This window comes from Sorangium sp. So ce381 (assembly GCF_051473845.1).
Lineage (GTDB): Bacteria > Myxococcota_A > Polyangia > Polyangiales > Polyangiaceae > Sorangium > Sorangium atrum.
On record NZ_CP150336.1, the window covers coordinates 3,996,036 to 4,017,505 of the forward strand.

15 protein-coding genes are annotated in these 21,470 nt (G+C 72.0%); 9 read left to right on the plus strand and 6 right to left on the minus strand.

The genetic code is table 11. The annotated features are described in order from the left end of the window. Positions 1 to 35 precede the first annotated feature (35 nt). A complete protein-coding gene (locus tag WMF29_RS15190) occupies positions 36 to 1,079 on the minus strand; it encodes an MBL fold metallo-hydrolase (protein ID WP_437329518.1) in 1,044 nt (347 codons plus the stop codon). A gap of 51 nt (positions 1,080 to 1,130) precedes the next feature. On the opposite strand from WMF29_RS15190, the gene WMF29_RS15195 reads away from it, so the two are divergent. Both WMF29_RS15195 and WMF29_RS15200 read left to right on the plus strand, forming a co-directional pair. Continuing rightward, positions 1,131 to 1,265 carry a hypothetical protein gene (locus WMF29_RS15195; RefSeq protein WP_437329519.1) on the plus strand — a complete coding sequence of 45 codons (135 nt, stop codon included), beginning with the start codon at positions 1,131 to 1,133 and terminating at the stop codon, positions 1,263 to 1,265. Between the two features lie 839 nt (positions 1,266 to 2,104). Then, positions 2,105 to 4,885: an RICIN domain-containing protein gene (locus WMF29_RS15200; RefSeq protein ID WP_437329520.1), complete on the plus strand. Its 2,781-nt coding sequence runs from the start codon at positions 2,105 to 2,107 to the stop codon at positions 4,883 to 4,885. Between the two features lie 497 nt (positions 4,886 to 5,382). Here WMF29_RS15200 and WMF29_RS15205 read toward each other — a convergent pair whose 3' ends face one another. Together WMF29_RS15205 and WMF29_RS15210 are read right to left on the minus strand one after the other, a co-directional pair. After that, positions 5,383 to 6,756 carry a FecR domain-containing protein gene (locus WMF29_RS15205; protein ID WP_437329521.1) on the minus strand — a complete coding sequence of 458 codons (1,374 nt, stop codon included), beginning with the start codon at positions 6,754 to 6,756 and terminating at the stop codon, positions 5,383 to 5,385. Then, positions 6,749 to 7,375, minus strand: coding sequence for an RNA polymerase sigma factor (locus WMF29_RS15210; protein ID WP_437329522.1), 627 nt, complete (start codon positions 7,373 to 7,375; stop codon positions 6,749 to 6,751). The genes WMF29_RS15205 and WMF29_RS15210 overlap by 8 nt, the downstream gene beginning before the upstream one ends. A 180-nt stretch (positions 7,376 to 7,555) precedes the next feature. Here WMF29_RS15210 and WMF29_RS15215 point away from each other — a divergent pair, with 180 nt between their 5' ends. Next, the gene (locus WMF29_RS15215) at positions 7,556 to 7,732 is read left to right on the plus strand and encodes a hypothetical protein (protein WP_437329523.1); all 177 of its coding nucleotides are present in this window, start codon (positions 7,556 to 7,558) and stop codon (positions 7,730 to 7,732) included. Between the two features lie 41 nt (positions 7,733 to 7,773). On the opposite strand, the gene WMF29_RS15220 is transcribed toward WMF29_RS15215, so the two are convergent. Beyond that, positions 7,774 to 8,130 carry a hypothetical protein gene (locus WMF29_RS15220; protein ID WP_272103839.1) on the minus strand — a complete coding sequence of 119 codons (357 nt, stop codon included), beginning with the start codon at positions 8,128 to 8,130 and terminating at the stop codon, positions 7,774 to 7,776. A 272-nt stretch (positions 8,131 to 8,402) separates the two neighbouring features. Here WMF29_RS15220 and WMF29_RS15225 point away from each other — a divergent pair, with 272 nt between their 5' ends. The 3 genes from WMF29_RS15225 (at position 8,403) to WMF29_RS15235 (ending at position 11,661) form a co-directional block, all read left to right on the plus strand. Beyond that, positions 8,403 to 10,712, plus strand: a complete 2,310-nt coding sequence (locus WMF29_RS15225; protein WP_437329524.1) for a PilZ domain-containing protein — start codon at positions 8,403 to 8,405, stop codon at positions 10,710 to 10,712. A gap of 64 nt (positions 10,713 to 10,776) precedes the next feature. Next, positions 10,777 to 11,133: a hypothetical protein gene (locus tag WMF29_RS15230; RefSeq protein ID WP_012235381.1), complete on the plus strand. Its 357-nt coding sequence runs from the start codon at positions 10,777 to 10,779 to the stop codon at positions 11,131 to 11,133. Positions 11,134 to 11,145: 12 nt separating this feature from the next. Further along, positions 11,146 to 11,661: an HNH endonuclease gene (locus WMF29_RS15235; RefSeq protein WP_437329525.1), complete on the plus strand. Its 516-nt coding sequence runs from the start codon at positions 11,146 to 11,148 to the stop codon at positions 11,659 to 11,661. Between the two features lie 467 nt (positions 11,662 to 12,128). On the opposite strand, the gene WMF29_RS15240 is transcribed toward WMF29_RS15235, so the two are convergent. Beyond that, positions 12,129 to 13,415: a patatin-like phospholipase family protein gene (locus WMF29_RS15240; RefSeq protein WP_437329526.1), complete on the minus strand. Its 1,287-nt coding sequence runs from the start codon at positions 13,413 to 13,415 to the stop codon at positions 12,129 to 12,131. Beyond that, positions 13,412 to 17,905, minus strand: a complete 4,494-nt coding sequence (locus WMF29_RS15245; RefSeq protein WP_437329527.1) for a serine/threonine-protein kinase — start codon at positions 17,903 to 17,905, stop codon at positions 13,412 to 13,414. Before WMF29_RS15245 ends, WMF29_RS15240 begins: the two co-directional genes overlap by 4 nt. A 490-nt stretch (positions 17,906 to 18,395) precedes the next feature. On the opposite strand from WMF29_RS15245, the gene WMF29_RS15250 reads away from it, so the two are divergent. Genes WMF29_RS15250 through WMF29_RS15260 form a run of 3 tightly spaced genes read left to right on the plus strand, consistent with a single transcriptional unit; the run spans position 18,396 to position 21,468 of the window. Next, positions 18,396 to 20,129: a fumarate reductase/succinate dehydrogenase flavoprotein subunit gene (locus WMF29_RS15250; protein WP_437329528.1), complete on the plus strand. Its 1,734-nt coding sequence runs from the start codon at positions 18,396 to 18,398 to the stop codon at positions 20,127 to 20,129. Positions 20,130 to 20,169: 40 nt separating this feature from the next. Beyond that, positions 20,170 to 20,454: a 4Fe-4S dicluster domain-containing protein gene (locus tag WMF29_RS15255; RefSeq protein WP_437329529.1), complete on the plus strand. Its 285-nt coding sequence runs from the start codon at positions 20,170 to 20,172 to the stop codon at positions 20,452 to 20,454. A 21-nt stretch (positions 20,455 to 20,475) separates the two neighbouring features. Beyond that, the gene (locus WMF29_RS15260) at positions 20,476 to 21,468 is read left to right on the plus strand and encodes a HEAT repeat domain-containing protein (RefSeq protein WP_437329530.1); all 993 of its coding nucleotides are present in this window, start codon (positions 20,476 to 20,478) and stop codon (positions 21,466 to 21,468) included. Positions 21,469 to 21,470 lie beyond the last annotated feature (2 nt).

Here is a 21,470-nt window from a genome sequence, read left to right on the forward strand (position 1 = left end):
CGGCCTTCCGGGTGAACGGGGCTGGCCGCCGTCCGTCACCGCGGGCCGGCGACCGCTCGCCACCACGGGGTCGGCGCGCCGGCGCGCTCGGGCTCGAACGCGGCGCCGATCTGGGGGGTCACCACGCGCGCGCCCCGCTCGGTGGCCAGGGAGAGCAGCGTCTCGGCCGGCTCGTCCCAGTCGTGGAGGGCGAGGTTGAAGGTGCCCCAGTGGACGGGCAGGAGCGTGCCGCCGCCGAGCATCTCGAACGCGGTCAGCGCGTTCTCGGGGCCGAGGTGGATGGTCCCCCACGCAGGGTGATACGCGCCGACCTCGAGCATCACCAGGTCGAAGGGGCCGTGTTGCCGCCCGATGTCCTCGAACCCGGGGAACAGCCCGGTATCGCCGGAGAAGAAGACCTTGCGCCGCTCCGTCTCGATGACCCATGAAGCCCAGAGCGTCGCGTTGCGGCTGGTCGGCCCGCGGCCCGAGAAGTGCTGAGAGGGCGTCGCGGTGAAGCGCACGCCGCCGATCTCCGCGCGCTCGTGCCAGTCGAGCTCGGTGATCCGCGCCGGGTCGACGCCGAGCGCCTCGAGCAGCGCGCCCACGCCGAGGGGCGTGACGATGGGGACGCGCGTGCGGGCCAGCGCCTCGATCGTCGGAGCGCAGAGGTGATCGAAGTGGTCGTGGGAGAGCAGGACAGCGTCGAGCGGCGGCAGCTCGTCGAGCGCGGCCGGGACCGGGTGGAAGCGCAGCGGGCCGGCAAAGGAGACCGGCGAGGCGCGCTCGCCGAACACCGGATCGGTGAGGACCCGGCGGCCATCGAGCTCGAGGAGGACGGTGCTGTGGCCGAGCCAGGTGACCCGCAGGCCGGTGTCGCTCTGCCGGGCCCACGCCTCGTGGGGCCTCACGACGGGCAGCGGCGCGGGCGGCTCCCGCCGGCCCCGGCGGAAGAAGAACTCGCCGAGCACGGGAAGCGTCGAGCCCTTGGTCATGGTGGGGCCGGCGCCCGAAGGGTTCTCGAACTTGCCGTCCTTGAACTGAGCTGAAGCGCGCGCCCGCTCGAGCCGCAGCCCTTTGCGACGCCGTGAATCGTTCATGAGAGGACGACCTCCTGCCAGGCGCGGTGCCTGGCGAGACAGAACACGACCTTGAAGGGGACCATCCTGCGGCCCGGTCGCCGGAGGAGGCGTGGGCTCCGCCTGGCGGCGCGCGCGCTCGGCCAGGGTGGCTCGCTCACGCACCGGACGAGCTTTGCGATCGGCGTGAAGACCGTCAAGGCCTGAACTTGACAAGTTGTTCTGAACTTGTCAATGTTGACCATCGCCTGAGGCCTTCTCCTCGCCCTCCTCGCCCTGGCCCCGCGGCGATTCGCCCCGTGCCCCTCCGGGTACCGTCTCGGGGGAGCGACCTGCCTGGATTTGTGCAGGAATCGACGCACGGCGAGGCCCTGGTCATCCGATGATCCAAGGGGGCCGCGGCGACTCTCGTTCAGGCGAGACTCGACCCGTTCAGTGACACGGGCGAAAAGGGCGCGAGAAGCCAAATGTCTCGGTCGATGTAGGACACCGCGGCACAGGCTATTGGCCAGCAACTGCCGCTGTCGTGGCTTCGTAAATAGTCGTTCATAAATGCCGGCAAATTGAAATAAATGGATAGATGCGCGGCAAAGTGAAGAGAGTCGGCGGCGGGAGACCGGCGCAGAGATGCGCAGATTTGTGTGTGTTTGCGCGGACTTATAAACGACCACGCAAGCGATCGTGTGAACGATCATGCGAGCGACCAAGCAAGCGATCACGTGAACTACCATGTGAACGTTCACGCGAACTACCATGCAAACGAACGTGCAAATGACGCGGCGGGACGCATGATTGGCTTGACTCGCAACCCGATACGCGACAAGAGTAATCCTCTTAGCGGTGCCTGACCGCCTGTCGAACGAGTCCTCCAGCTCCGCACCTCGTGATCGAGATCTCGTGGCGGGACGATGACCGATGACCACCGCGGCCGTCCCTCCGGAGCCTCCATCGCGCATTGCGTGTCGAGAGCCCCTGACCAGCGCAAGGGCAGCGTCGAGCTGTAGGCTGTAGATAGACCGTATTCTTACTTGACAGAGGAGAACAACATGAGATTCGCATCAAGGAGCGCCTTGCTTGCCTCCGCGACGAGCCTTCTCGCCGTCTCATGCATCGCTGGTCTGGACGACACCGGCAGCGAGGAAGGCGACGCGCTCGGGGAGAGCCTTACGATCGATCCGAACGCGGTCTACACGCTCGTCGGCGTGCAGAGCAACAAGTGCGTCGAGATCCGCGGGGGCAGCACGGCGAGCTCGGCAGCTGCGCAGATCGCGACGTGCAATGGCTCCACGCGACAGCAGTTCCGGGCGGAGTCCGCGGGGGGCGGATACTTCCGGCTGAAGAACGTGAACAGCGGCCTCTGCCTCGGGATCAACGGTGGATCGACGGCGAACGGTGCCACCGTCGTCCAATCCAGCTGCGGCAACGCCACGAGCCAGCAGTTCTCGTTCGTGGATGTCGGCAACAACGCCCAGCGGATCATGGCCCGAAACAGCAACAAGGCGCTCGACGTCATCGGGCGATCGACCGCAGATGGCGCCGGCCTCCAGCAGTACAGCTGGGCGAACGGCGACAACCAGAAGTTCACGTTCAAGGTCGTGGGGGGCAGCTCAAGCAGCGCGAGCAGCAGTTCAAGCAGCGCGAGCAGCAGCTCAAGCAGCGCGAGCACCGGCGTCGGTGGTTCAGGCGGCGCGGGCGGCGCTGGTGGCGCTGGCGGCTCGACCAGCTCAAGCAGCTCGACCAGCTCAAGCAGCGCGAGCACCGGCGTCGGTGGTTCGGGCGGTGCGGGCGGCTCCGGCGGTGCTGGCGGCTCGGGCGGCTCCGGTGGCGCTGGCGGCGGCGACGCCGACACGGGGGTCAACCCGGCGTCGGGCTGCACGCTCGGCTATAGCCAGATCCCGGACGGGAAGGGCGGCAAGAACGTCGAGGCTGTCTGCCTTCCGAAGGAGATGAACTTCAACATGGCCGCGTCGCTGGAGGCCTTCAAGACGACGGTCTACCCGCTCTTGACCGCCAACTGCTCCGGCTGCCACAGCTCGACGGGCAAGGCCCAGGCGCCCATGCACTCCGACGTCGATCCGGCGCTGGCCCACGAGTACGCGCTCACGCGCGTCAACTTCAAGAAGCCGGCGGACTCCAAGCTCGTGGTCCGGATGGGCATCGACCGGCACAACTGCTTCGGAACGAGCTGCAAGGACGCGAACACGCAGATGCTGAACGCCGTCACGGCGTGGGCGAACGCCGTCGCGCCGACCCTGCCGGCCACCCCGCGCCCCGTCGCGGCCGGCGAGAAGGTCACCGAGGACCAGGTCAAGGCGTGGATCGCGACGGACAAGGCCACCGTCGCCGCGGCGGACGCGGAGTTCATCAAGTACGCCTCGCTGCACGAGCTCCACAACGCGGGCGTCAGCGCGGAGGAGCTCAACGTGGCCCGCGTGGGTCTGTCGAAGGCCCTGAACTCGACCGCGCGCTGGGCCCCCACGATCGTCAATCCGGTGGACATCAACGGCAAGGGCATGGTCTACCGCTTCGATATCCGCAACTACTGGGGCTACAACAAGGGGGTTACGAAGCTCCACTTCGGCGGATCGGACGACGACGTCTTCTTCGGGAGGACCTCCGTCAACTACCTGGGTGAGCCCGTCGGCTCCGACGTCACGTTCAGGGAGCGCTACAGGTACACCTCGACGGTCCAGGTGGATCCGAGCTTCGCCAGGCTCGTCTGGGGGCGCGTGCTCGCCGGCAACGTGGAGGGCGCCACGGACAGCCAGGTGCTCCCGCCCAACGTCAACGGCTTCAAGACCGATTACATCGAGGCGAGTCAGCTCGTCTACACGCTGACGCGCCCGGACGTCTACAACTCCATCATGGCGATCCCCTGGTACGCGCAGGATCTCGAGGCCGAGCTCGGCGTCAACCACGACGCGGGGGTGAAGTCGTACGAGTACATGCTCACGAAGCAGGCCATCACCGTCGATTCCCGCATGTACTTCAGGGCCAAGACGAAGAGCGGCGGGTACTACTGGAAGACGTGGGACGTCTTCAGCGGGCAGCTCGACGGCGTGACCACCATCGAGCAGGCGTACGAGACGGGCCAGATCCGGTTCCCCTTCTGGGCGCATCCGATCCCCAAGTTCATCAGCGGCGCCGGCGGCTCGGCGAGCAACTACAGCTTCATCGCGACGCTGGCTCAGCCGAACGGCACGGAGCCTGAGGGGTGCGACGGGGCGCCGAGCTACGCCGGCGGCAGCTACATCAACTGCCGCTACTACACCGGGACCGACGGCCTCCAGCAGTCGGCGGAAGAGGTCATCTGGGATCTGCCGAACGGCCTGCAGGGGTACTCCCTCTGGGGCGGCATCAACCAGCGCCGCGTCGACGCCTTCGTCAACATCGTGCGCGATCCGCGGCTCCAGCGGAGCGCCACGGACGCGCAGATCAACAGCACGGTGGGCTTCGCCACCCAGGACCGCCGCCTGAACACCGGCAGCTCCTGCATCGGCTGCCACGCCGACGGCATGAACCGAGGCAACAACGATCTGCGCGACTGGCTCGACGCCGGCGGCTCGCGCCTCCCGAAGGGCGAGCACGGGGTCGACGGGTGGATCAACGACGCGGCGACGGTCGCTCAGGTCAAGGAGCTGTATCCGCCGTCGACCGTGATGCGGCCGCGCATGGAGGACGATCGCAAGGTCTTCCTGACGGCGATGGGGAAGATCAAGCGGGGGATGGCCCTCGGCGCGGACAAGAACGTGTACGTGGAGCCGACGATCTGGACCATCGAGTGGGCGCAGAACTTCTACAAGTACCCGCTGAGCCGCTCGAACTAGCTAGCGCCTCCACGCGCGAGCTCGCCGCTGGTCTCCAAATCTTGGTGTCTCGTGGCGGATCCATCATTCTGGCAGGGTGGGGTAAGTCCCCATAGGCGTTAGCCAAGCTCGTTCGGTCACGGTCAGGGCACGACGCCCGCTCCCGCCGCCTCCACCCCCCATCCGCCACCAACGTGAACGTTTGCGACGTGAACGTTTTGCGTGGTCGTGAACGTTTACGTGGTCGTTTACGTGGTCGTTTACGTGGTCGTGGTCGTGGTCGTGGTCGTCAACGATAGGCCGTGAACGACCACGACCACGACCACGACCACGTAAACGTTCACGACCACGTAAACGTTTACGTAAACGACTACGTAAACGTTTACGTAAACGTTCGGATGTAGGCGAACGTCGCGCGAGGCCTGGTTGACGCTTGTGGGGGGAAGCACCCCACCTGAACGTTCTCCCGACGGGATCAAACGACGGATACCAGAACGGCGTGAGTCACCCGCCGGGCTTCACGGCGTGAGGAGATCGCGCGCCACGGGCTCGTGCGCGCCGCGCGGGTGGCGCTTCAGGTAGAGCTCCGCGATGGGGCGCGCCGCCGCCCGGCCGGCCGTGCGCTCGACCGCCACCATCTTGCGGCCGAGCGCCTCGGCCGCGAACGGGCCGCCCGGCGACTCGGTGAGGTACGTGTCGTACCAGGCGACGGCCGCCCCGGGCGAGCCGCCGTCGTCGACCAGGCGGCCGAGCAGGAAGGCCGCCGCCTTGCCCTGGCTCGTCCCCGGGAACCGCTTGCGCGTCGCGGAGAGCGCGCGCTGCGCCACGTCGCCGCGCCGCGCGTACCGCGCCGCGTCCCCGAGGGCGACCAGGTCGTCCAGCGAGCCGCGCTCCAGCACCCCCCCGAGGCCGCGCTGCTCCGCCTCGGCCAGGACCGCCCGGAAATCCCCCGCCGCCACGCGCTGGGCCCAGCTCGGCGCCGCCGCGGCGCCGGCCGGCGCCGCCGGCCCCGCACCGTCCGTCGGAGGGCTCGCGGGCGCCCCCTCTGCCCGCGAGCCCTCCGACCGTACGGCCCCGGCGTCGCCGACCACGGCGTCGCCAGGTCCGGTGATCTTCTCCTCCCGGGGCTGCGCCGCCGTGCCCGCGGGCGGCAGCACCTCCGGCGCCGGGTCCGCCGCGCTCGCGGCGTCGCTGCTCGAGATCTGCACGTCGCCCTCGCGCATCCGCGCCACGAGCCGCTGGCCGGCGCGGAGCGGCAGCCCGTCGGGCGCGAGCGGCCCGCGCACGGTCACGCTCCCCTCGTGCAGATCGACGCGCAGGGTGCCGTCGCTGCGGCTCCAGGACACGTCGAACACCGTGCCGGTGACCAGCACCGCGAACGGCCCCGCCTCGACGGACCAGCGCGCCTTCGGCCGCCGCGTGACGCGCAGGGACGCGCGGCCGTCCTCGAGCAGCATGCGCGCCCCGGCCGCGTCGACGTCCACCACGCGCATCGCGCTGCCCGCCGAGAGCGCGACGGAGGTGCCGTCCGTGAAGCGGAGCCGCGCCTCTCCGCCGGCCGTCGCGGCGATGTACCGGCCTGCGGTCGAAGGCGCGCCCTCGACGGCGTAGTCGAGCGGCCGCGCCGGCCAGAGCGCGACGAGCGCGAGCGCGAGCGCCGCCGCGCCGGCGAGCGCGAAGCTCCACCGCGGCCGCCCCGAGAGCGCGCTCCACAGGGGCGAGGCGCGCAGCCACGCGCCCACGCGGCCCAGGGCTCCCGCGCGGCCCGTACCGCGGCTCACCGCCTCCACGAAGCGGGCGCGCTCGGCGGCGTCGTGCGCCGCGTCGACGTCCGCGGGGACGCCGCTCCGCACGAGGTCCGCGAGCCGGCTCAGCTTCTCCGCTTCATTCATCGCGCTCTCCTCCGTCGGCGGGGAGGGTCCCGGGCCGATCGAGGTCCTGCGGGGCCTTGGTGAGGTAGGCCGAGAGCGCGGGATCGCGCTCCGCGGCGGTGAGGATCCGGTGGGACGCGCGCGCGAGGTGGCGCTTCGTCGTGGCCAGGGAGCAGCCGAGCGCGGCGGCGATCTCGGTGAGCTCGAGCCCCTCGATGAACCGCAGCACGAAGAGCGTCCGCGACCTGTCGTCGACCTGGTCGAGGATGCGGTAGAGCCGCGTGAGCGCCGCGCGCCCCTGAGGATCCTGCTGCGCGCCCCCCATGTCCGGGAGCTCGCCCGAGGGCGACAGCTGGAGCCAGCGCCGCACGCGCCTGCGCCGCAGCTCGGCGCGCGCCACGCGCACCGCGATGCCGACGATGAAGCTCGAGAGCAGCGAAGGATCCCTGAGGTCCTTGGCCACGCGGAAGAAACGCAGGAACGTGTCCTGCACATGGTCGTCGACCTCGTCGCCCGGCCCGAGGGTGCGCGTCAGGATCCGGCGCACGAGCGGCGCGAACCGCTGCCAGAGGACGGGCGCGGCGCCCGGGTGCCCCTGCGCGGCGGCGCGCGCGAGCGCCTCGTCGTCGGTCGCGGCCAACGGTAGCGCCTGCACCCCCCGCCTTTGCGTGGAGGGCGCGACCGCTGTCAAGGGCGGGACGGTCGACCGGCGGGGTTGGACCACGCCCAGCAGTGTTCCCCGGGAGGCCTCCGCGGCTCAAGATTCGGTACGAGGGGCGCGCGGTGGGCGGCGCTACCTCGGGACCATGGACGCGGGGGGGTGGGCGAGGCGCTCGAGACGGCGATGAGCGGCGTGGCGGACACGTCGGCGCAGGTCGTCGCCCTGGACATCACGGGCGTGAAGGGCGTGGACAGCTGCGTCGCCGCGACGCTCGCGCGGGGCGCCGGGTCCGCGCCGGAAGCCGCCGGTCGCGCGGGAAGGATGGGATATCGATGAGCGCTGGAGCCTGCCCCGGCAGGGCGGACCGAGGCAGGCGCTCAGTTGGCGAGCTTGTTCGGCTCTCGCGGGCCGAAGATCGCCTCCCAGTTCGAGCGGTAGGCGTCGGTCGCGACCTGCGCGGGGCCCGACCGGGACGACTCGCGCGGCCCCGGGAGGAGCACCTCCACGTCGAAGAGCCGCGCGTGCTCGGACCGCTGCGTCAGCTTCACGAGCTCCCCGTTCAGCGGGCGCCCGTGCTCGGTGGGTCGCAGCTCGCCGATCTCGAGCCGGTCCTCCCGGCTGCGGATCACCCGGAAGCCCTCCCCCTGCTCGACGGGGCTATGGATGAAGACGACATCCTGATTCGCCGCGGGCGCGGGCGTGTCCTGGTTCTGCGGGGGCTCGTCCTTGCCCATCGCGAGAGTTTCCCACGTTTGCCCCCCGGAGCGCCAGGTGGAGCGAGCGGTCAATCGCCGCCTGCTGCCCATCGCACACCGCCTCCCGCCCTCCCGAGCCGCAACGCTGCGCATCACGGCGGCGCGCTTTGAGATGACGCACGTGGCGCGTGGCCGGAGCCTCCAAAACTTGGCCAGCGCGGGGCTTACGCCGTACTGCCGGCCAATGGGCCCTCTGCAACCGCGGAGGGCTCGCGACGGCGGACGCGGCTTCGCGGCGGAGGAATGGGCGTATGAACGGTCGAGGCGCAGAGGGAGAGGGCGTTCGCAAGGCGCCGGAATCCTTGGACAGGGAGCGCGAGGGCGGCGGCGAGCGGCGCGCTGGCGCCGGGCAGCGGGTCCGCATCGAGGCGCTCGTCGCGGTCGGCGAGACGTCGGGCGGCGGCTTCGAGGCCGAGTCGATCGACATGTCCCCCGACGGGATGCGCCTGCGCACGGCGTACCTGCCGCGGGTCGGCGACGCCCTGATCTGTCGGTTCGACGGGCTCGGCAAGGAGCTGGTCGTCGAGGGCGAGGTCTGCTGGCGCGCCGAGCAGGCGCGCGGCGGCGAGTTCGGCTTGCGGTTCACCGGCCTCGACGCCGAGTCGGAGGAGGCGGTGCGCGCGATGTGCTCGTCGATCGACGCGGGCGCAGCGGGCCCCGCGCCGGCGCTCGCCGTCCAGGCCGGCGCCGCGTCGCCCGGGGCGGCGCAGCGGGGCGCCCGCGTGCGGCTCCACATCGACGGGCTGGGCTCGCCCATGAAGGCGCGCGTGCGCGGCGGCGGGCTCGACGACCTGGAGGTCGGCTCCAACCTGGAGTTCCTCAAGGTGGGCCGCTCCCTCGAGCTGGAGGAGGTCGATCAGGGAACGCGCCGCGAGGCGTACATCGACCACGTGAAGGTCGAGGTCGACCCCGCGACGAGCGTGCCGCAGCTCGTGGTCACGCTGTGCTACGAGGCGCCCCGCGCGGCCAAGGCGCCGCGGCCGCGGCCCTCGTCGCCCGAGGCGCTCCCCCCGGGGCGATCTTCCCACGACGCCGGCGCGCCGGCGCGGGCACCGTCGTTGCCGCCGCAGGGCGAGCGCCCGGCTGCGCGGGCGTCGTCGGCGCCGACCGTTCCGGTGCGCGATCATCAGAGCGAGCGCGCGGCTGCGCGGCCTTCCTCGGCGCCGACGGTTCCGGCGCGCGATCATCAGAGCGAGCGCGCGGCTGCGCGGCCTTCCTCGGCGCCGGCGGCCGAGCCTCGGGGCGAGCGCGCCTCCTCGGGCGCGAACGGCGGCGCGGCCGCCCACGCGGACGACGATCACGACAGCGACGTGTCGCCGGCGCTCTCGGCCCGGGAGGCGCGTGCGGGGGCCGAGGCGGCCCCGCCCTCCGTGGACGGCGGGGCGCCGTCCTCTGCGCGGAGCGAGGCCGAGGAGGAGGGCGCCGAGGCGGCCGCCGACGCGCAGCCGGGCCGGCTGCGCGAGGTCGGCGAGAAGGCCGCGATGGCGGGCAAGGCGGTGGCGGGCAAGATCGCGCCCGCGCTCGCCGGCGCCGGGGCGCGCGCCGCCACGGCGATGGCGGGCATCGTGGCGAGGATCAAGGCGCGGCGCGCCGAGCGCGCGGGCGACGCCGACGGGTCGGGCAAGGACGGCGGTCCGCGCCGCAAGACGGCGCCGCCGCCGGCTGGCGCGCTGAAGTCCGGCGGTCGCCGGCTGGTGCGCGAGGAGCCCGAGGAGGCGGCGGGCGAGGGCGGGGAGCCGCCGCGCTTCAACAAGAAGGCGGCGGCGGTCGGCAGCTTCCTTGGGCTGGCGGCGGTGCTCGTGGTGTTCGGGGCGGCCCGCTTCTTCGGCCTGCGGGGCGGCGACGCGCCCGCGGCCGGGGCCGAGTCGGCCGCGGGCACGCCGGCGCTGCCGGCGTCGGCGTCCTCCGGCGCGCCTGCCCTCGCGGCGGCCGCGGGGCCGGCTGCGGCGCCGGGCGGCGCGCTCACCGCGAACGTCCCGCTGTTTGGCGCGACGCCGCTGTCGACGACGGAGCCCGTGCCGCCGACGCCGCCGGCGGAGCCGAGCGCGCTGGCCGGCGACGCGCTCGCGCCGGGCGCGGCGGTCCCGGGCGGCCCGGGCGAGGAAGACGAGGCGGAATCGGCGGACGACGGGGACAAGGAGGGGCCGCGGGAGTGGGGGCAGGGGTCGGTGAGGAACCCCATCGTGCTGAAGCTGAAGATGGACGGCCCGATCGAGGAGCTGAACGGCGCGGCCGGCGCGATGGGCTTCACGGTATCGCTGCCCGATCGGCGCGCGCTGTCGTCGGGCAGCGGCCTTGCCCGCAAGGACAAGCGCATCGCGTCGGTGCGCGTGGTCAACACGGCGCACGGCGCGGAGATCACCCTGCAGTTCAAGGACGGCGTGCCCGCCTACAAGGCGAAGGCGCGCGGCGATCGCCTGGAGATCTCGCTCGGCCGCGGCGAGTCGAAGAAGGTGGCGTCGAAGTCGAAGCCCGAGAAGAACGAGAAGCACGAGAAGAAGACCGACGACGCCAAGAAGAAGGGCGGGAAGGGGAGCGGCAAGAAGGACAAGGAGCGCTGAGGGGCGCGGGCCGGGCGGAACTAGCCAACTTGGCGCGCCGTCGTCGGCGTGGCATTCTCCTGGGGTGCGGTGGAACGACGAGAAGAGCCGGCGTTTCCAGGCGCTCCGTGCGGCCGAGGCGCGGGGGACGTTGACGGACCCCGAGCGCGCGGAGCTCTCTCGTCTGTTCGAGGATCTCGACGCGGAAGAGGCCGACGCGCTTCGCCCGGCGATGGAGCTGGCGGCGGCGCGCGCGGAGGACCTCGCGGCGCAGAAGGCACAGCTCGAATCCCAGGCTGACGCGTTGGCGCGCATCGTGGCCGAGCAGGAAGGGCTCCTGGCAGATGCCACCGCCTACCTCCAGAAGCTGCGGGAGAAGAACGCGGCCCTGGCGGAGGACTACCGGCGCCTCATGGGGCACGATCTCGCCCCTGCCCGCTGAGGGTGTGGTCGCGTGGCCGACGAGTTACGCGCGCTGGTCCGGGAGGGCTTTCGAGCACGCTGTGCGTACTGCGGGGTGCACGAGGATGCGGTCGGGGCCACCCTGACGGTCGACCACCATCGCCCGCGCGCGCATGGAGGTACTGACGACGTGGCGAACCTCGTTTACTGCTGCGCCAGGTGCAACGAGCACAAGGGCGCCTACTGGCACGAGCGGGATCCTCCTTATGTCCGCCTGCTTCATCCCGGGCGAGATAATCTGGCGCAGCACCTGCACGAGAGCGACGGACACCTCGTTGGCCTCACCCCCGCAGGCGAGTTCTTCGTCCGGCGCATGCGATTGAATCGCCCACAGCTCGTGGCCTATCGGCGCGCGCGGCAAGCGGAGGTGACGCTCACGGCTGAGCTCGCGGCGAGCCGCCAGCGCGTCGAGGAGCTGGAGCGTGCGGTGCTCGATCTGCGTGCGGCGCTGGAATCGACGGCGGATGAGATCGAGCGCCGGTCGAAGGGGCGCCCCGGGGAGCCCTGAACCGTTCGAATCCGGGTTCGGCCACTTCTTCTCCTCCTCAGAGGAAGAAGTGGCCTGTCAGGTTGACGGACCCGCTGCAGGGATGCGCAGGAGCTTGGCGGTGGGCCGACCTGCGCATGTCTCTGTTGCGGGTTCAGGTGTTGCGGGCGGCGCTTCCCTTCGCCGATAAGGCCGGCTTCGACGCCGTGACGATGCGGGTTGTCGGCCAGCGCCTGCACGTCGACGCCCTGTCCCTCGATAAGCATCTCACTCACAAGACGATATGTTCGACGGTCTCGTCGAGATCGTTTTCCCCGAGATACTTCGCCTTCGGGGCTGCCGGGGCCCCGCCATGCGCTGACCGCGCGCGCTCCGGGCCCACGTCGCCGCAGGTCCTCCTTGGTCCCCCATCCACGGGGGCCGGGCAGCTCGGCACGCCCTCCTTCCCTCCGTCCCACGCCCCCAGCGCCGACCTCCGCCGCCCCCCGCTACACGGATCTCCCCGGCCCCACCGGCGGCGGGATTGACCACTCCGCGCTGTCCGACAGCCTCGGCTCCGCCTCCTCCGCCGCGCTCCCGAAGAAGTCCGCGACGTCGTGCCGCCTCGCCTCCGCGTCCGCGCGCCCCAGCTCGATCAGCTTCCGCGTGAACGAGCCGTCGAACAGGAGGTAGCTCGCGAGATCCGCGTCGTTCTCCGCGCCCACGTCCACCAGCGAGAGCAGCCGTCGCATCATCGCCGGCCCCCCCTGCAGCTTGCCCGCCCGCACGTGCTCCGCCGCCAGGCGCCCGAGATCCGCGCTCGGCCGCACCACCAGCGTCTCCACCCGCCGGTACGGCAGCGCCCCGCGCAGCGCCGCGGCCCCGTTGATCGATTGCAGGAAATCCGGGCCGAACGCCTGCTCCCCGTCCTCGATCATGTGGTTCACCCGCGTCAGCACCTCGAAATCGGTCTGGATGTGGTCGAGCAGGAACGCGTTCAGCACCTTGCCGAGCACGAGCGCCATCCCCGGCGGCTTGCCGCTGTCCCCCGCGTCGATGCTCCGCACCTCGCGCGACAGCCCGATCGCCAGGACGTGCGTCGCCCCCAGCCGCAGCGCAGGCGCGATCGGCGTGTTCTGCCGCACGCCCCCGTCCATGTACAGATCGCGGCCGATCCGCACCGGCGGGAACAGGATCGGGATCGCCGCCGACGCGAGCGCGTGCTGCGGGCCTATCAGCGCCCCCCGGATGATCGTCCGCGGCGGCGCCGTCGTCGGCAGCGCCCCGTCCGGGCCCGTCTGCATGAAGATCACCGTCCGGCCCGTCCCGATCTCCGTCGCCGACACGCTCACCGCCGAGAGGTAGCCGTGGCGCAGCGTCCGCGCGATCGCGCGCCACGGGATCTCCCGCTCGACGAGCCGCTGCATCGGCGACACGTCGAACAGGCCCACCCCCTCGGACCCGCCCCCGAACAGCAGCTTCGGCATCGAGATCGCCTGCCGGACCCCGAAGCCGAGCACCGTCTCCAGCTTCAGCTGCGTCCACAGGTTGACGAGCCGCCGCACCCCCAGCGTCGGATCGTCGAGGTGCGCCGCCAGGTAACACGCGTTCACCGCGCCCACCGACGTCCCGCACAGGATGTCGATGCGCGGCGGCGCCCCGCGCAGGCGCGCGAACGCGTCGAGCACGTACGACAGGACCCCGACCTCGTAGGCCCCCCGAGCGCCGCCGCCCGAGAGGATCACCGCCACCTTGCGCCGCTGCTTCGCCCCGGTCCTCGCGCCCGTTCCCGTCATGCCATCTCCCCGCGGCGGAGCGGGTCGTGCCCCGCCGCCGGACCGTCCGCCTCCGCGGCGAGGACCCGCCGCACCACGGTGCGCTCCAGGAACAGCGCCCTGAGCCGCGCGTCGCGGATGTAGCCCGCCACCCTCCGCACGTGCGCCGCCGCGCGGTGGTACGCGTCCGTCGAGCTCGCCGGCGCGCCCTTCTGCAGCGCCTCGCAGCAGAGGTCGCGCACCTCGATGCCGTACTCCGAGCTGCCCGCCTCGACCGCGCCGAGCGCCGTCCGCGCGAGCAGCACCCCGGAGTGGACCTCGCCCGCGTCCACCCGAGACGCCGCCTCGATCGCCGTCGCGTGGGCGTGGTAGCTCATCAGCCCCTGCGACTCGGCGAGCTGCCGCGCCTCGGAGGCGTTCGCGATCGCGCCCTGGATGTCGCCTCGCGCCCTCGCCAGGAGGCCGCGGACGTTGCGCTCGTGGATCATGTCGTAGACGCTGCCGGTCACCGCGATGAGCGCGCCCGCATCGGCGCAGAGCGTGTGCGCGGCGTCGACGTCGCCTGCCTCGAGGAGGATCCCCGCCGAGCAGAGGAGCGTGTCGGCCCGCGCGTCCTGATCGTCATAGCGCTCGTGGGCCTCGCGCGCCCGCTTCATGTACGCGAGGCTCCGCGGTACGTCCCCGAGCTTCGCGTACGCGTGGCCGATGTTGCTCAGCGTCTTCGCGATCTGGAACCGGCCGCCGATCGCGAGATCGATGGAGATCGACGAGAGCCCGACCGCGATCGCGTCCTCGAACCGCTCGAGCACGAACATCGCCACCGCGAGCGAGTTCTTCGCGCGCGCCTCGCTGCGGCGCGCCCCCACCGCGCGGAACACCGCGATGGCCTCGGCGTAGGCCTCCACCGCCTCCTGCACGCGGCCGACCCGGCGCAGGAGCACCCCCTTCGTGCGCAGCACCTCCGCGCGCGCCCGCGGCGTCAGCCCGCCCGCCTGCGTCACCCGGAGCGCGCGATCCGCCGCGTTGATCGCGCCCTGGATGTCGCCGAGCTCGCGCAGCACCTCCGACAGGATCGTGAGCGCCTCGACCTCGAGCGCGGGCCGGCGCGCGATGCGCGCGATCTCGGCCGCGCGCTGCGCGACCGGCAGGCCGCGGGCGAGGTAGCCGTCGTCGAGGTCGAACCGCGCGGTGCGCACGAGCGCGAGCGCCGCCCAGCGCGCCTGGCCGCTCTCCTTCGCGAGCTGGCGCAGCGCCGCGAGGTGCCGCCGCCGATCGCGGCGGCGGCCGAGGTGGCGGAAGATCGCCTCCAGCGCCTCGTGCGCGATCATCACGCGGGCGTCGCCGGCCGGCAGGAGCGACAGCGCCCGCTCGTAGTACCGCCGCGACAGCTGCGCCTGGTGCCCCGCGCGCGCGGCCCGCGCCGCGTCGAGGTAGAGCTCCGCCGCCTGCACGGGCGCCTCGCCCCGCGCGAGGTGCTGCGCCACGATCGCCGCCGAGAGCCCCTGCGAGAGCGGCGTCGTCGAGAGGTGCTCGCCGAGCCGCCGGTGCATGCGCACGCGGCTCGCGCCGTCGAGCGCGAGGTAGGCGACGTCGCGCACGAGCGGGTGCCGGAAGTCCACCGCCCCGGCGCGGCGATCGCACAGGCCGCGGGCGCAGAGGCGCGTCACCGCCTCGTCGTCGGCGAGCCGCGTCAGGTTCAGGATGTCGTCCTTGAGCAGCGGCCCCCCCGCGACCGCCAGCCAGTTCACGACGTCGTGCTCCGCCGGCGGCAGCTCGCGCAGGCGGTCGCCGATGAGCTGCTCCAGCGTCGAGGGCAGCGGCTCGCCGCGATCCCCCGTCCGGTCGTGGCGCACGAGCTCGTGCCGCCCGCCCGGGTGCTCGACGATCTCCAGCGTGCCCCGCTCGAGGAGCGCGTCGATCATCTCGAGCAGGAAGAACGGGTTGCCGGCGACGCGCGGCACGAGCTCGCCGCAGACGGTCGCCACCCCGTCGCGCACGCCGAGGCGCGCCTCCACGAGGCGCATCTGCTCCTCGGCGCTGAGGCCGCGGAGCTCGATCCGCACGAGCCCCTCGATGAACGGGGTCACGCGCTCCTCGGGGCGCGTGAGGAGCAGCACGAGCACCGGCAGCCGCTCTGCGCGCTGCTTCAGGAGCTCCGAGAGGAGCTCCAGGCTCGGCCGGTCGGCCCACTGGAGGCCGTCGATGACGACGACGAGCGGCTGGTGCCGCGCCAGCGAGCCGAGCAGGTACTTCACGCCCCGCACCACCACGTCGCGGCCGTAGGCGGCCGCGTCCTCCTCGGGGTGCTCGAGCTGCTTGCCCGTGACGAGCTCGGCGAGCCGCGTGACGATGCGCGCGCCGAGCGGCGAGCGCGCGATGGGCCCGAGCAGGGCGCGGATCACGTGGGACGCGTCGTCGATCGCGTGGTCGAGCCCCATCCCGGTGACGTCGCGGAGCACGTCGCAGACCGTGGCGAGCGGCAGCTCGCTCTTCACGGGCGAGCACTCGACGTGGAGCACGCGCGCGTCGCCCGGGAGCTCCGAGAGGAACGTGGAGATGAGCGCGCTCTTGCCGATGCCCATCTCGCCGACGATGACGCGCGCCACGGACTGGCCGCGGAGCGCGCCGACCGGCGGGCTCGATGGCCTGCTCGGCCGGCTCGGGGGCTTGCTCTGCCGGCTCCCCGGCGGCTCGCTCTCGCCGAAGCGCGCGGGCGGCTCGACGTTGCCCTTCACGGGCGGCGAGATCGCCCGGTGGTAGGCCGCGTGCAGATCGGCCCGCTCCGCGTCGCGCCCCACGAGGTCGTTCGGCGAGAGCGCGATCTCCGCCATCCGCTCCTCGCGGGTGAGCGGGCGCTGCAGCGCGTAGAGCCGCATCTGGTGCGGGACCGGGTAGCCGCGGGCGTCGTCGAGGTCGAGCGAGGGCGCGTCGCCCCAGCGGAAGTCCCGTCGGACGAGGCGGTAGACGCCGCCCGCGACCCACGTCTTGCCGAACGGGGTGCGGATGCCGATGCGCTCGGCGAGGAAGTTCGCGGGCTCCTTGAGCGCGTGGTTGATGAGGTGCCCCTGCTCGTCGCGCTCGCCGTACGCGATGCCGCGGACGATGCCGATCGCGGCGCGGAGCTCGACGGGCAGGTCCTCCGACGCGCCCGCGAGCGCCTCGTGCACGTCGACCGCGAGCGAGGCGGCGTCGGCCGCGGCGCGCGAGGGGTTCGCGAGCAGCCCGACCACCGCGCGCGCGCTCGCGTGCGACTCCCACGACCAGATCGCCCCGTGCTTGAAGGCGATCGCGTCGAGGGTCGTGCGGATCGAGCGCCCGCTGCGCTTGCCGGCGAGCCGGCCCTGCGCCCCGAGCAGCGCGTCGACGCCCTCGATGCGCAGCGTGACCACGGCGACGTGGCGCACCTCGCGCACGGCGCGCGGCGCGCCGGTGCCCTCGGCGTCGCCGCCCGTGCGCGCGGCCGGCACCGCCGCGAGCGTCTGCGGCTGCGCCACGGAGCCGTCGTCCGCGGGCTGCTCCTCCGCGCCCTCCGCGCCCTCCGCGCCCTCCATGCGGCGCGCGGCGCCCTCGCGCGCCTCCTCCGCGCGGTCGCGGCCGAGCAGGTGGGCCACGGTCTGCTCGACCGAGGCGTTGTCGACGAGCTCCTGCCTCGCGAGCAGCGCGCGCGCGACCGCCCCGGCCAGGTCGCGCGCGGTCTGGAAGCGGGCCTCGGGCTCGCGCTCCATGGCGCGCATCACGATCGCCTCGAGCTCCGCGGGGATGTCGCGCGCGTGCGCCGAAGGGGGGTCGAACCGGCCCTCCTTCACGGCCTGGAGGAGCGCCTCGTCGTCGAGCTTGCCGTACGGCGAGCGCATGGCGAGCATCTCGTAGAGCACGACGCCGAGCGCGTAGATGTCGCTGCGCCGGTCGACGCGCTCGCCGCGCGCCTGCTCGGGCGACATGTACCCGAACTTGCCCTTCAGCACGCCGGTCTCCTCGCGGAAGAGGTTGGCGCTGGCGATGCCGAAGTCGGCGATCTTCACGACGCCCTCGAGCGAGAGCAGGATGTTCTGCGGCGACACGTCGCGGTGGACGATGGCGAGCGGCATGCCGCCCTCGTCCTTGCGCTCGTGGGCGTAGTGCAGCCCCTTCGCCGCCTCGGAGACGATGAACGCCGACACGAGCGGCGGGATCCGCGACTCCTTCTGCTGGGCGGCCCGCATCAGCTTGCCGAGGTCGAAGCCCTCGACGTACTCCATCGAGAGGAGCAGCCCGTCCTCGCCGTGGTCGGAGAACTCGTAGACCTGGACGATGTTCGGGTGGTTCAGGCGCGTGGCGAGGTGCGCCTCCTCCACGAACATCGCGCGGAAGCGCCGCGAGGCCCCGTGCGCGGGGAGGATGCGCTTGACGACGAGGAGCTTGTACGTCCCCTCGGCGCCCCGCTTCTTGGCGAGGAAGACCTCCGCCATGCCGCCAGCGCCCAGGCGGCGCTGGATCTCTAGGTCGGCGAGCTGGGACGGGTGCTTGGCCATGCAGCGAAGCGGCGCGCGGGCGCCCTGGCTGGGAGGCGCCGGGCGCGGTGAATCGGGTGACCGGTGTTGAACAAGGTCCGCGCTCGGTTCCCCCGATCCATGGAAGGACGACGGGTTGACCCGCATGGTAGCGTCCCGCCCGCGTCTCCGGGGAGACAACCAGGGTGGAAAGGCGAATCTTTCTGGGTGGCTCGGGGATCCCCGCCGGGGGTGAGCCTGCCCGCGCGCCGCACATCCGCGATAGCGGCGCCGCCAGACCCCGGCCCTGACGTCTCGCTTGCAAGGCACCCTCCCACGGCGCCCGACACCCGGCCGCTGCTGCGCCAGCAACAACAAAGCTGTTGCCGAAGCACAGGTCGTCTGTTAAAACGGATGTCGCGTCTGTGATGAGAGACGCCGGGCGTCCGACCCCGGCCGCTGGCCGTTGGCCACTGGGCCGAGAGGCGGTGGGGTCGTCGTGTGCGCGCGCCTGAAACCTTGAGGGCTTGTAATGGACATTCGCGTGACAGAGGCGGACGTCGTCGTCGTGGGCGGCGGCAGCGCAGGCTCCACTGCAGCGGTGGAGGCGCAACAGCGGTTGCCCCGGGGGAGGGTGGTCCTCCTCGAAAAGGCGCATATCAAGCGGAGCGGCGCCATCGCGATAGGCATGGATGGTCTGAACAACGCCATCCTGCCAGGGCACGCGACGCCGGAGCAGTACGTGAAGGAGATCACGGTGGCCAACGATGGCATCGTGAACCAGCGCGCCGTCTATGAATACGCGCGGAACAGCTTCGCGATGATCCAGGAGCTCGACTCCTGGGGCGTGAAGTTCCAGAAGACACGATCGGGCGATTTCGACGTCAAGAAGGTCCACCACAACGGGAGCTACGTGCTCCCGATGCCCGAGGGCTACGACCTCAAGAAGATCCTGACGCGCATGGTCAAGCGCGCCGGCGTGAAGGTCGTCAACCGCGTGATGGCGACGCGGATCCTCGTGACCGACGGGCACGTCGCCGGGGTGATCGGCTTCGACACCCGGCAAGGGCATATCGAGATCATCAAGGCGAGGGCGGTCATCCTGTGCTGCGGCGCCTCGGGGCGGCTCGGGCTGCCGGCGTCCGGCTACCTCCACGGGACGTACGAGAACCCGTCGAACGCGGGAGACGGCTACTCGATGGCGTACCACGCGGGCGCCGAGCTCTCGGGCATCGAGTGCTTCCAGGTGAACCCGCTCATCAAGGACTACAACGGTCCGGCGTGCGCGTACGTGACAGGCCCGCTCGGCGGGCACACGGTCAACGCGCGGGGGCACCGCTTCATCGAGAGCGATTACTGGAGCGGGCAGATGATGCTCGAGTTCTACCGGGAGCTCCACTCCGCGAACGGCCCCGTGTACCTGAAGCTCACCCACCTCGCCCCGGAGACGATCACCGAGGTCGAGCGGGTCCTGCACCAGACGGAGCGCCCGAGCCGCGGGCGCTTCCACGAGGGCAGGGGGCACAGCTACGCGAGCGATCTCGTCGAGATGCACATCTCCGAGATCGGCCTGTGCAGCGGGCACAGCGCGTCGGGCGTCTGGGTCAACGAGAAGGGCGAGACCACGGTGCCCGGGCTCTACGCCGCCGGCGACATGGCGTGCGTGCCGCACAACTACCTGCTCGGCGCGCTCACCTACGGGAAGATCTGCGCCCAGAGCGCGCTCGATTACCTCGAGCGCGCGCCCGCGGTCGAGCCGCTCGCCGCCGCGGTCGACGCCGAGCGAGAGCGCATCCTCGCCCCCCTCTCTCGACGAAGCGGCGTTGCGCCGCACCAGTACGAATACAAGGTGCGGCGCCTGGTGAACGATTATCTCCAGCCGCCCAAGACCGGGAACAAGATGACGCTCGGGCTCGAGTACTTCCTGCGGGCGAAGGAGGAGCTCGAGGAGGTCACCGCGGAGAGCCCCCACGAGCTCATGCGGGTGATGGAGTGCCATTTCATCCGTGACTGCGCGGAGATGGCGGCGCGCGCGTCGCTGTACCGGACCGAGAGCCGGTGGGGCCTCTACCACTACCGGCTCGATTACCCCGAGATGGACGACCAGCGCTGGTTCACGCACGTGAACCTGAAGAAGGACGAGCGCGGCGAGATGGTCGCCTTCAAGAGGCCGGTGGATCCTTATCTCTTCCCGATCGACGACGGCGAGCGCACGGCCTACCACCGGCTGCGCATCCCGGTCGAGGAGCCGCGCGCGTCGGTCTGACGAGCGCCCGAGAACGCGAGAACACGAGGTCAATCAAGCGATGGGTCACCTGCTCAACCGCGAATCCGTCAAGGCGCAGAGCGCCAGGTCCGTGGGCCACGCCGAGGCCGCCGTGCGGCTCGATCTGCCTGTCGTCATCGACGAGGCGTCGTGCATCAAGGGCTGCCGCATCTGCATCGACTCGTGCCCGGTCGATTGCCTCGCCATCGATCCCGAGACGAAGAAGGCCCACATGGCCTACGACGAGTGCTGGTATTGCCTCGCGTGCGAGATCGATTGCCCCAAAGAGGCCATCACCGTGAAGATCCCCTTTCTCATCCGATAACGACCCCACGGCAGAGACGACATGACACAGCCTTCGCTCGCGCGGGATCTCGAGGGCATCCTCGGGGATCCCGACCCCGGCGCGCGCCAGCTGGCGCTGACGCAGATAGAGGATCTCTCGGATCCGGAGATCATCCACCCCCTCATCGCGGCCGTCCGCGACGAGGATCCGACGGTGCGGGCGCTCGCGCTCGGGCACCTCGAGGATCTCGGCGACGCCCGCTCGGTGCCCGCCGTCGTCGGGGCGCTCGACGACGAGGACGCCCGCGTGCGGGAGGCGGCCGCCACGGCGCTCCGGGAGATCCGCGGGGCGGACGCCGCCACGCACCTCATCGAGGCGCTGGGGCACACGAGCCCGTTCGTCCGCACCTCGGTGATCGTGGCGCTCCGGGAGATCCGCGACCCGCGGGCGCTCGCGCCCCTCGAAGGGGCGCTCGGCGACCCGGATCCCGAGGTGCGGCGCGAGGCGGTCCTCTCCCTGGCCTACCTGCGGCGGCCCGAGTCGGCGCCGGCGCTCCGCCCGAGCCTGCGCGATCCCGACGCGCGGGTGCGGCAGGTCGCGATCGGCGCGCTCGAGTCGCTCGACGCGCCGGGGCTCGTCCAGGACCTCGTGGGGCTGCTCTCCGATCCGGACTGGCGGGTCCGGGTCGAGGCCGCCATCGTGCTCGGTCGCTCGGCGCACGGCCACGGCCTCGCGGCGCCGCACCTCCGGAGCGCGCTCGACGACGGCGCCTGGCAGGTCCGGAAGGAGGCGGCGCTCGCGCTCGGGCGGCTCCGGGCCGCCTCGGCCACGGAGGACCTGGTCGGGCTGCTCGGGAGCGACCTCGCGGATCTGCGCAAGGCGGCTGCGCAGGCGCTCGGCGAGATCGAGGCGGCGGCCGCGGAGGCGCCGCTCCGCCGGCTGCTCGGCGACGCCGACGTCGAGGTGCGGAAGGCGGTCGGCCGCGCGCTCGAGGCCATCCGGGCGGGAACCGGACGGGGAAACGAACGACATGAGACCTTTGCGAGGGATTGAAC

Coding starts and splice junctions, on each gene's coding strand:
- WMF29_RS15200 (WP_437329520.1), top strand. CDS start 2,105: ATGAGATTCGCATCAAGGAGCGCCTTGCTTGCCTCCGCGACGAGCCTT.
- WMF29_RS15190 (WP_437329518.1), bottom strand. CDS start 1,079: ATGAACGATTCACGGCGTCGCAAAGGGCTGCGGCTCGAGCGGGCGCGC.
- WMF29_RS15220 (WP_272103839.1), bottom strand. CDS start 8,130: ATGGGCAAGGACGAGCCCCCGCAGAACCAGGACACGCCCGCGCCCGCG.
- WMF29_RS15260 (WP_437329530.1), top strand. CDS start 20,476: ATGACACAGCCTTCGCTCGCGCGGGATCTCGAGGGCATCCTCGGGGAT.
- WMF29_RS15205 (WP_437329521.1), bottom strand. CDS start 6,756: ATGAATGAAGCGGAGAAGCTGAGCCGGCTCGCGGACCTCGTGCGGAGC.
- WMF29_RS15225 (WP_437329524.1), top strand. CDS start 8,403: ATGAACGGTCGAGGCGCAGAGGGAGAGGGCGTTCGCAAGGCGCCGGAA.
- WMF29_RS15250 (WP_437329528.1), top strand. CDS start 18,396: ATGGACATTCGCGTGACAGAGGCGGACGTCGTCGTCGTGGGCGGCGGC.
- WMF29_RS15240 (WP_437329526.1), bottom strand. CDS start 13,415: ATGACGGGAACGGGCGCGAGGACCGGGGCGAAGCAGCGGCGCAAGGTG.
- WMF29_RS15255 (WP_437329529.1), top strand. CDS start 20,170: ATGGGTCACCTGCTCAACCGCGAATCCGTCAAGGCGCAGAGCGCCAGG.
- WMF29_RS15245 (WP_437329527.1), bottom strand. CDS start 17,905: ATGGCCAAGCACCCGTCCCAGCTCGCCGACCTAGAGATCCAGCGCCGC.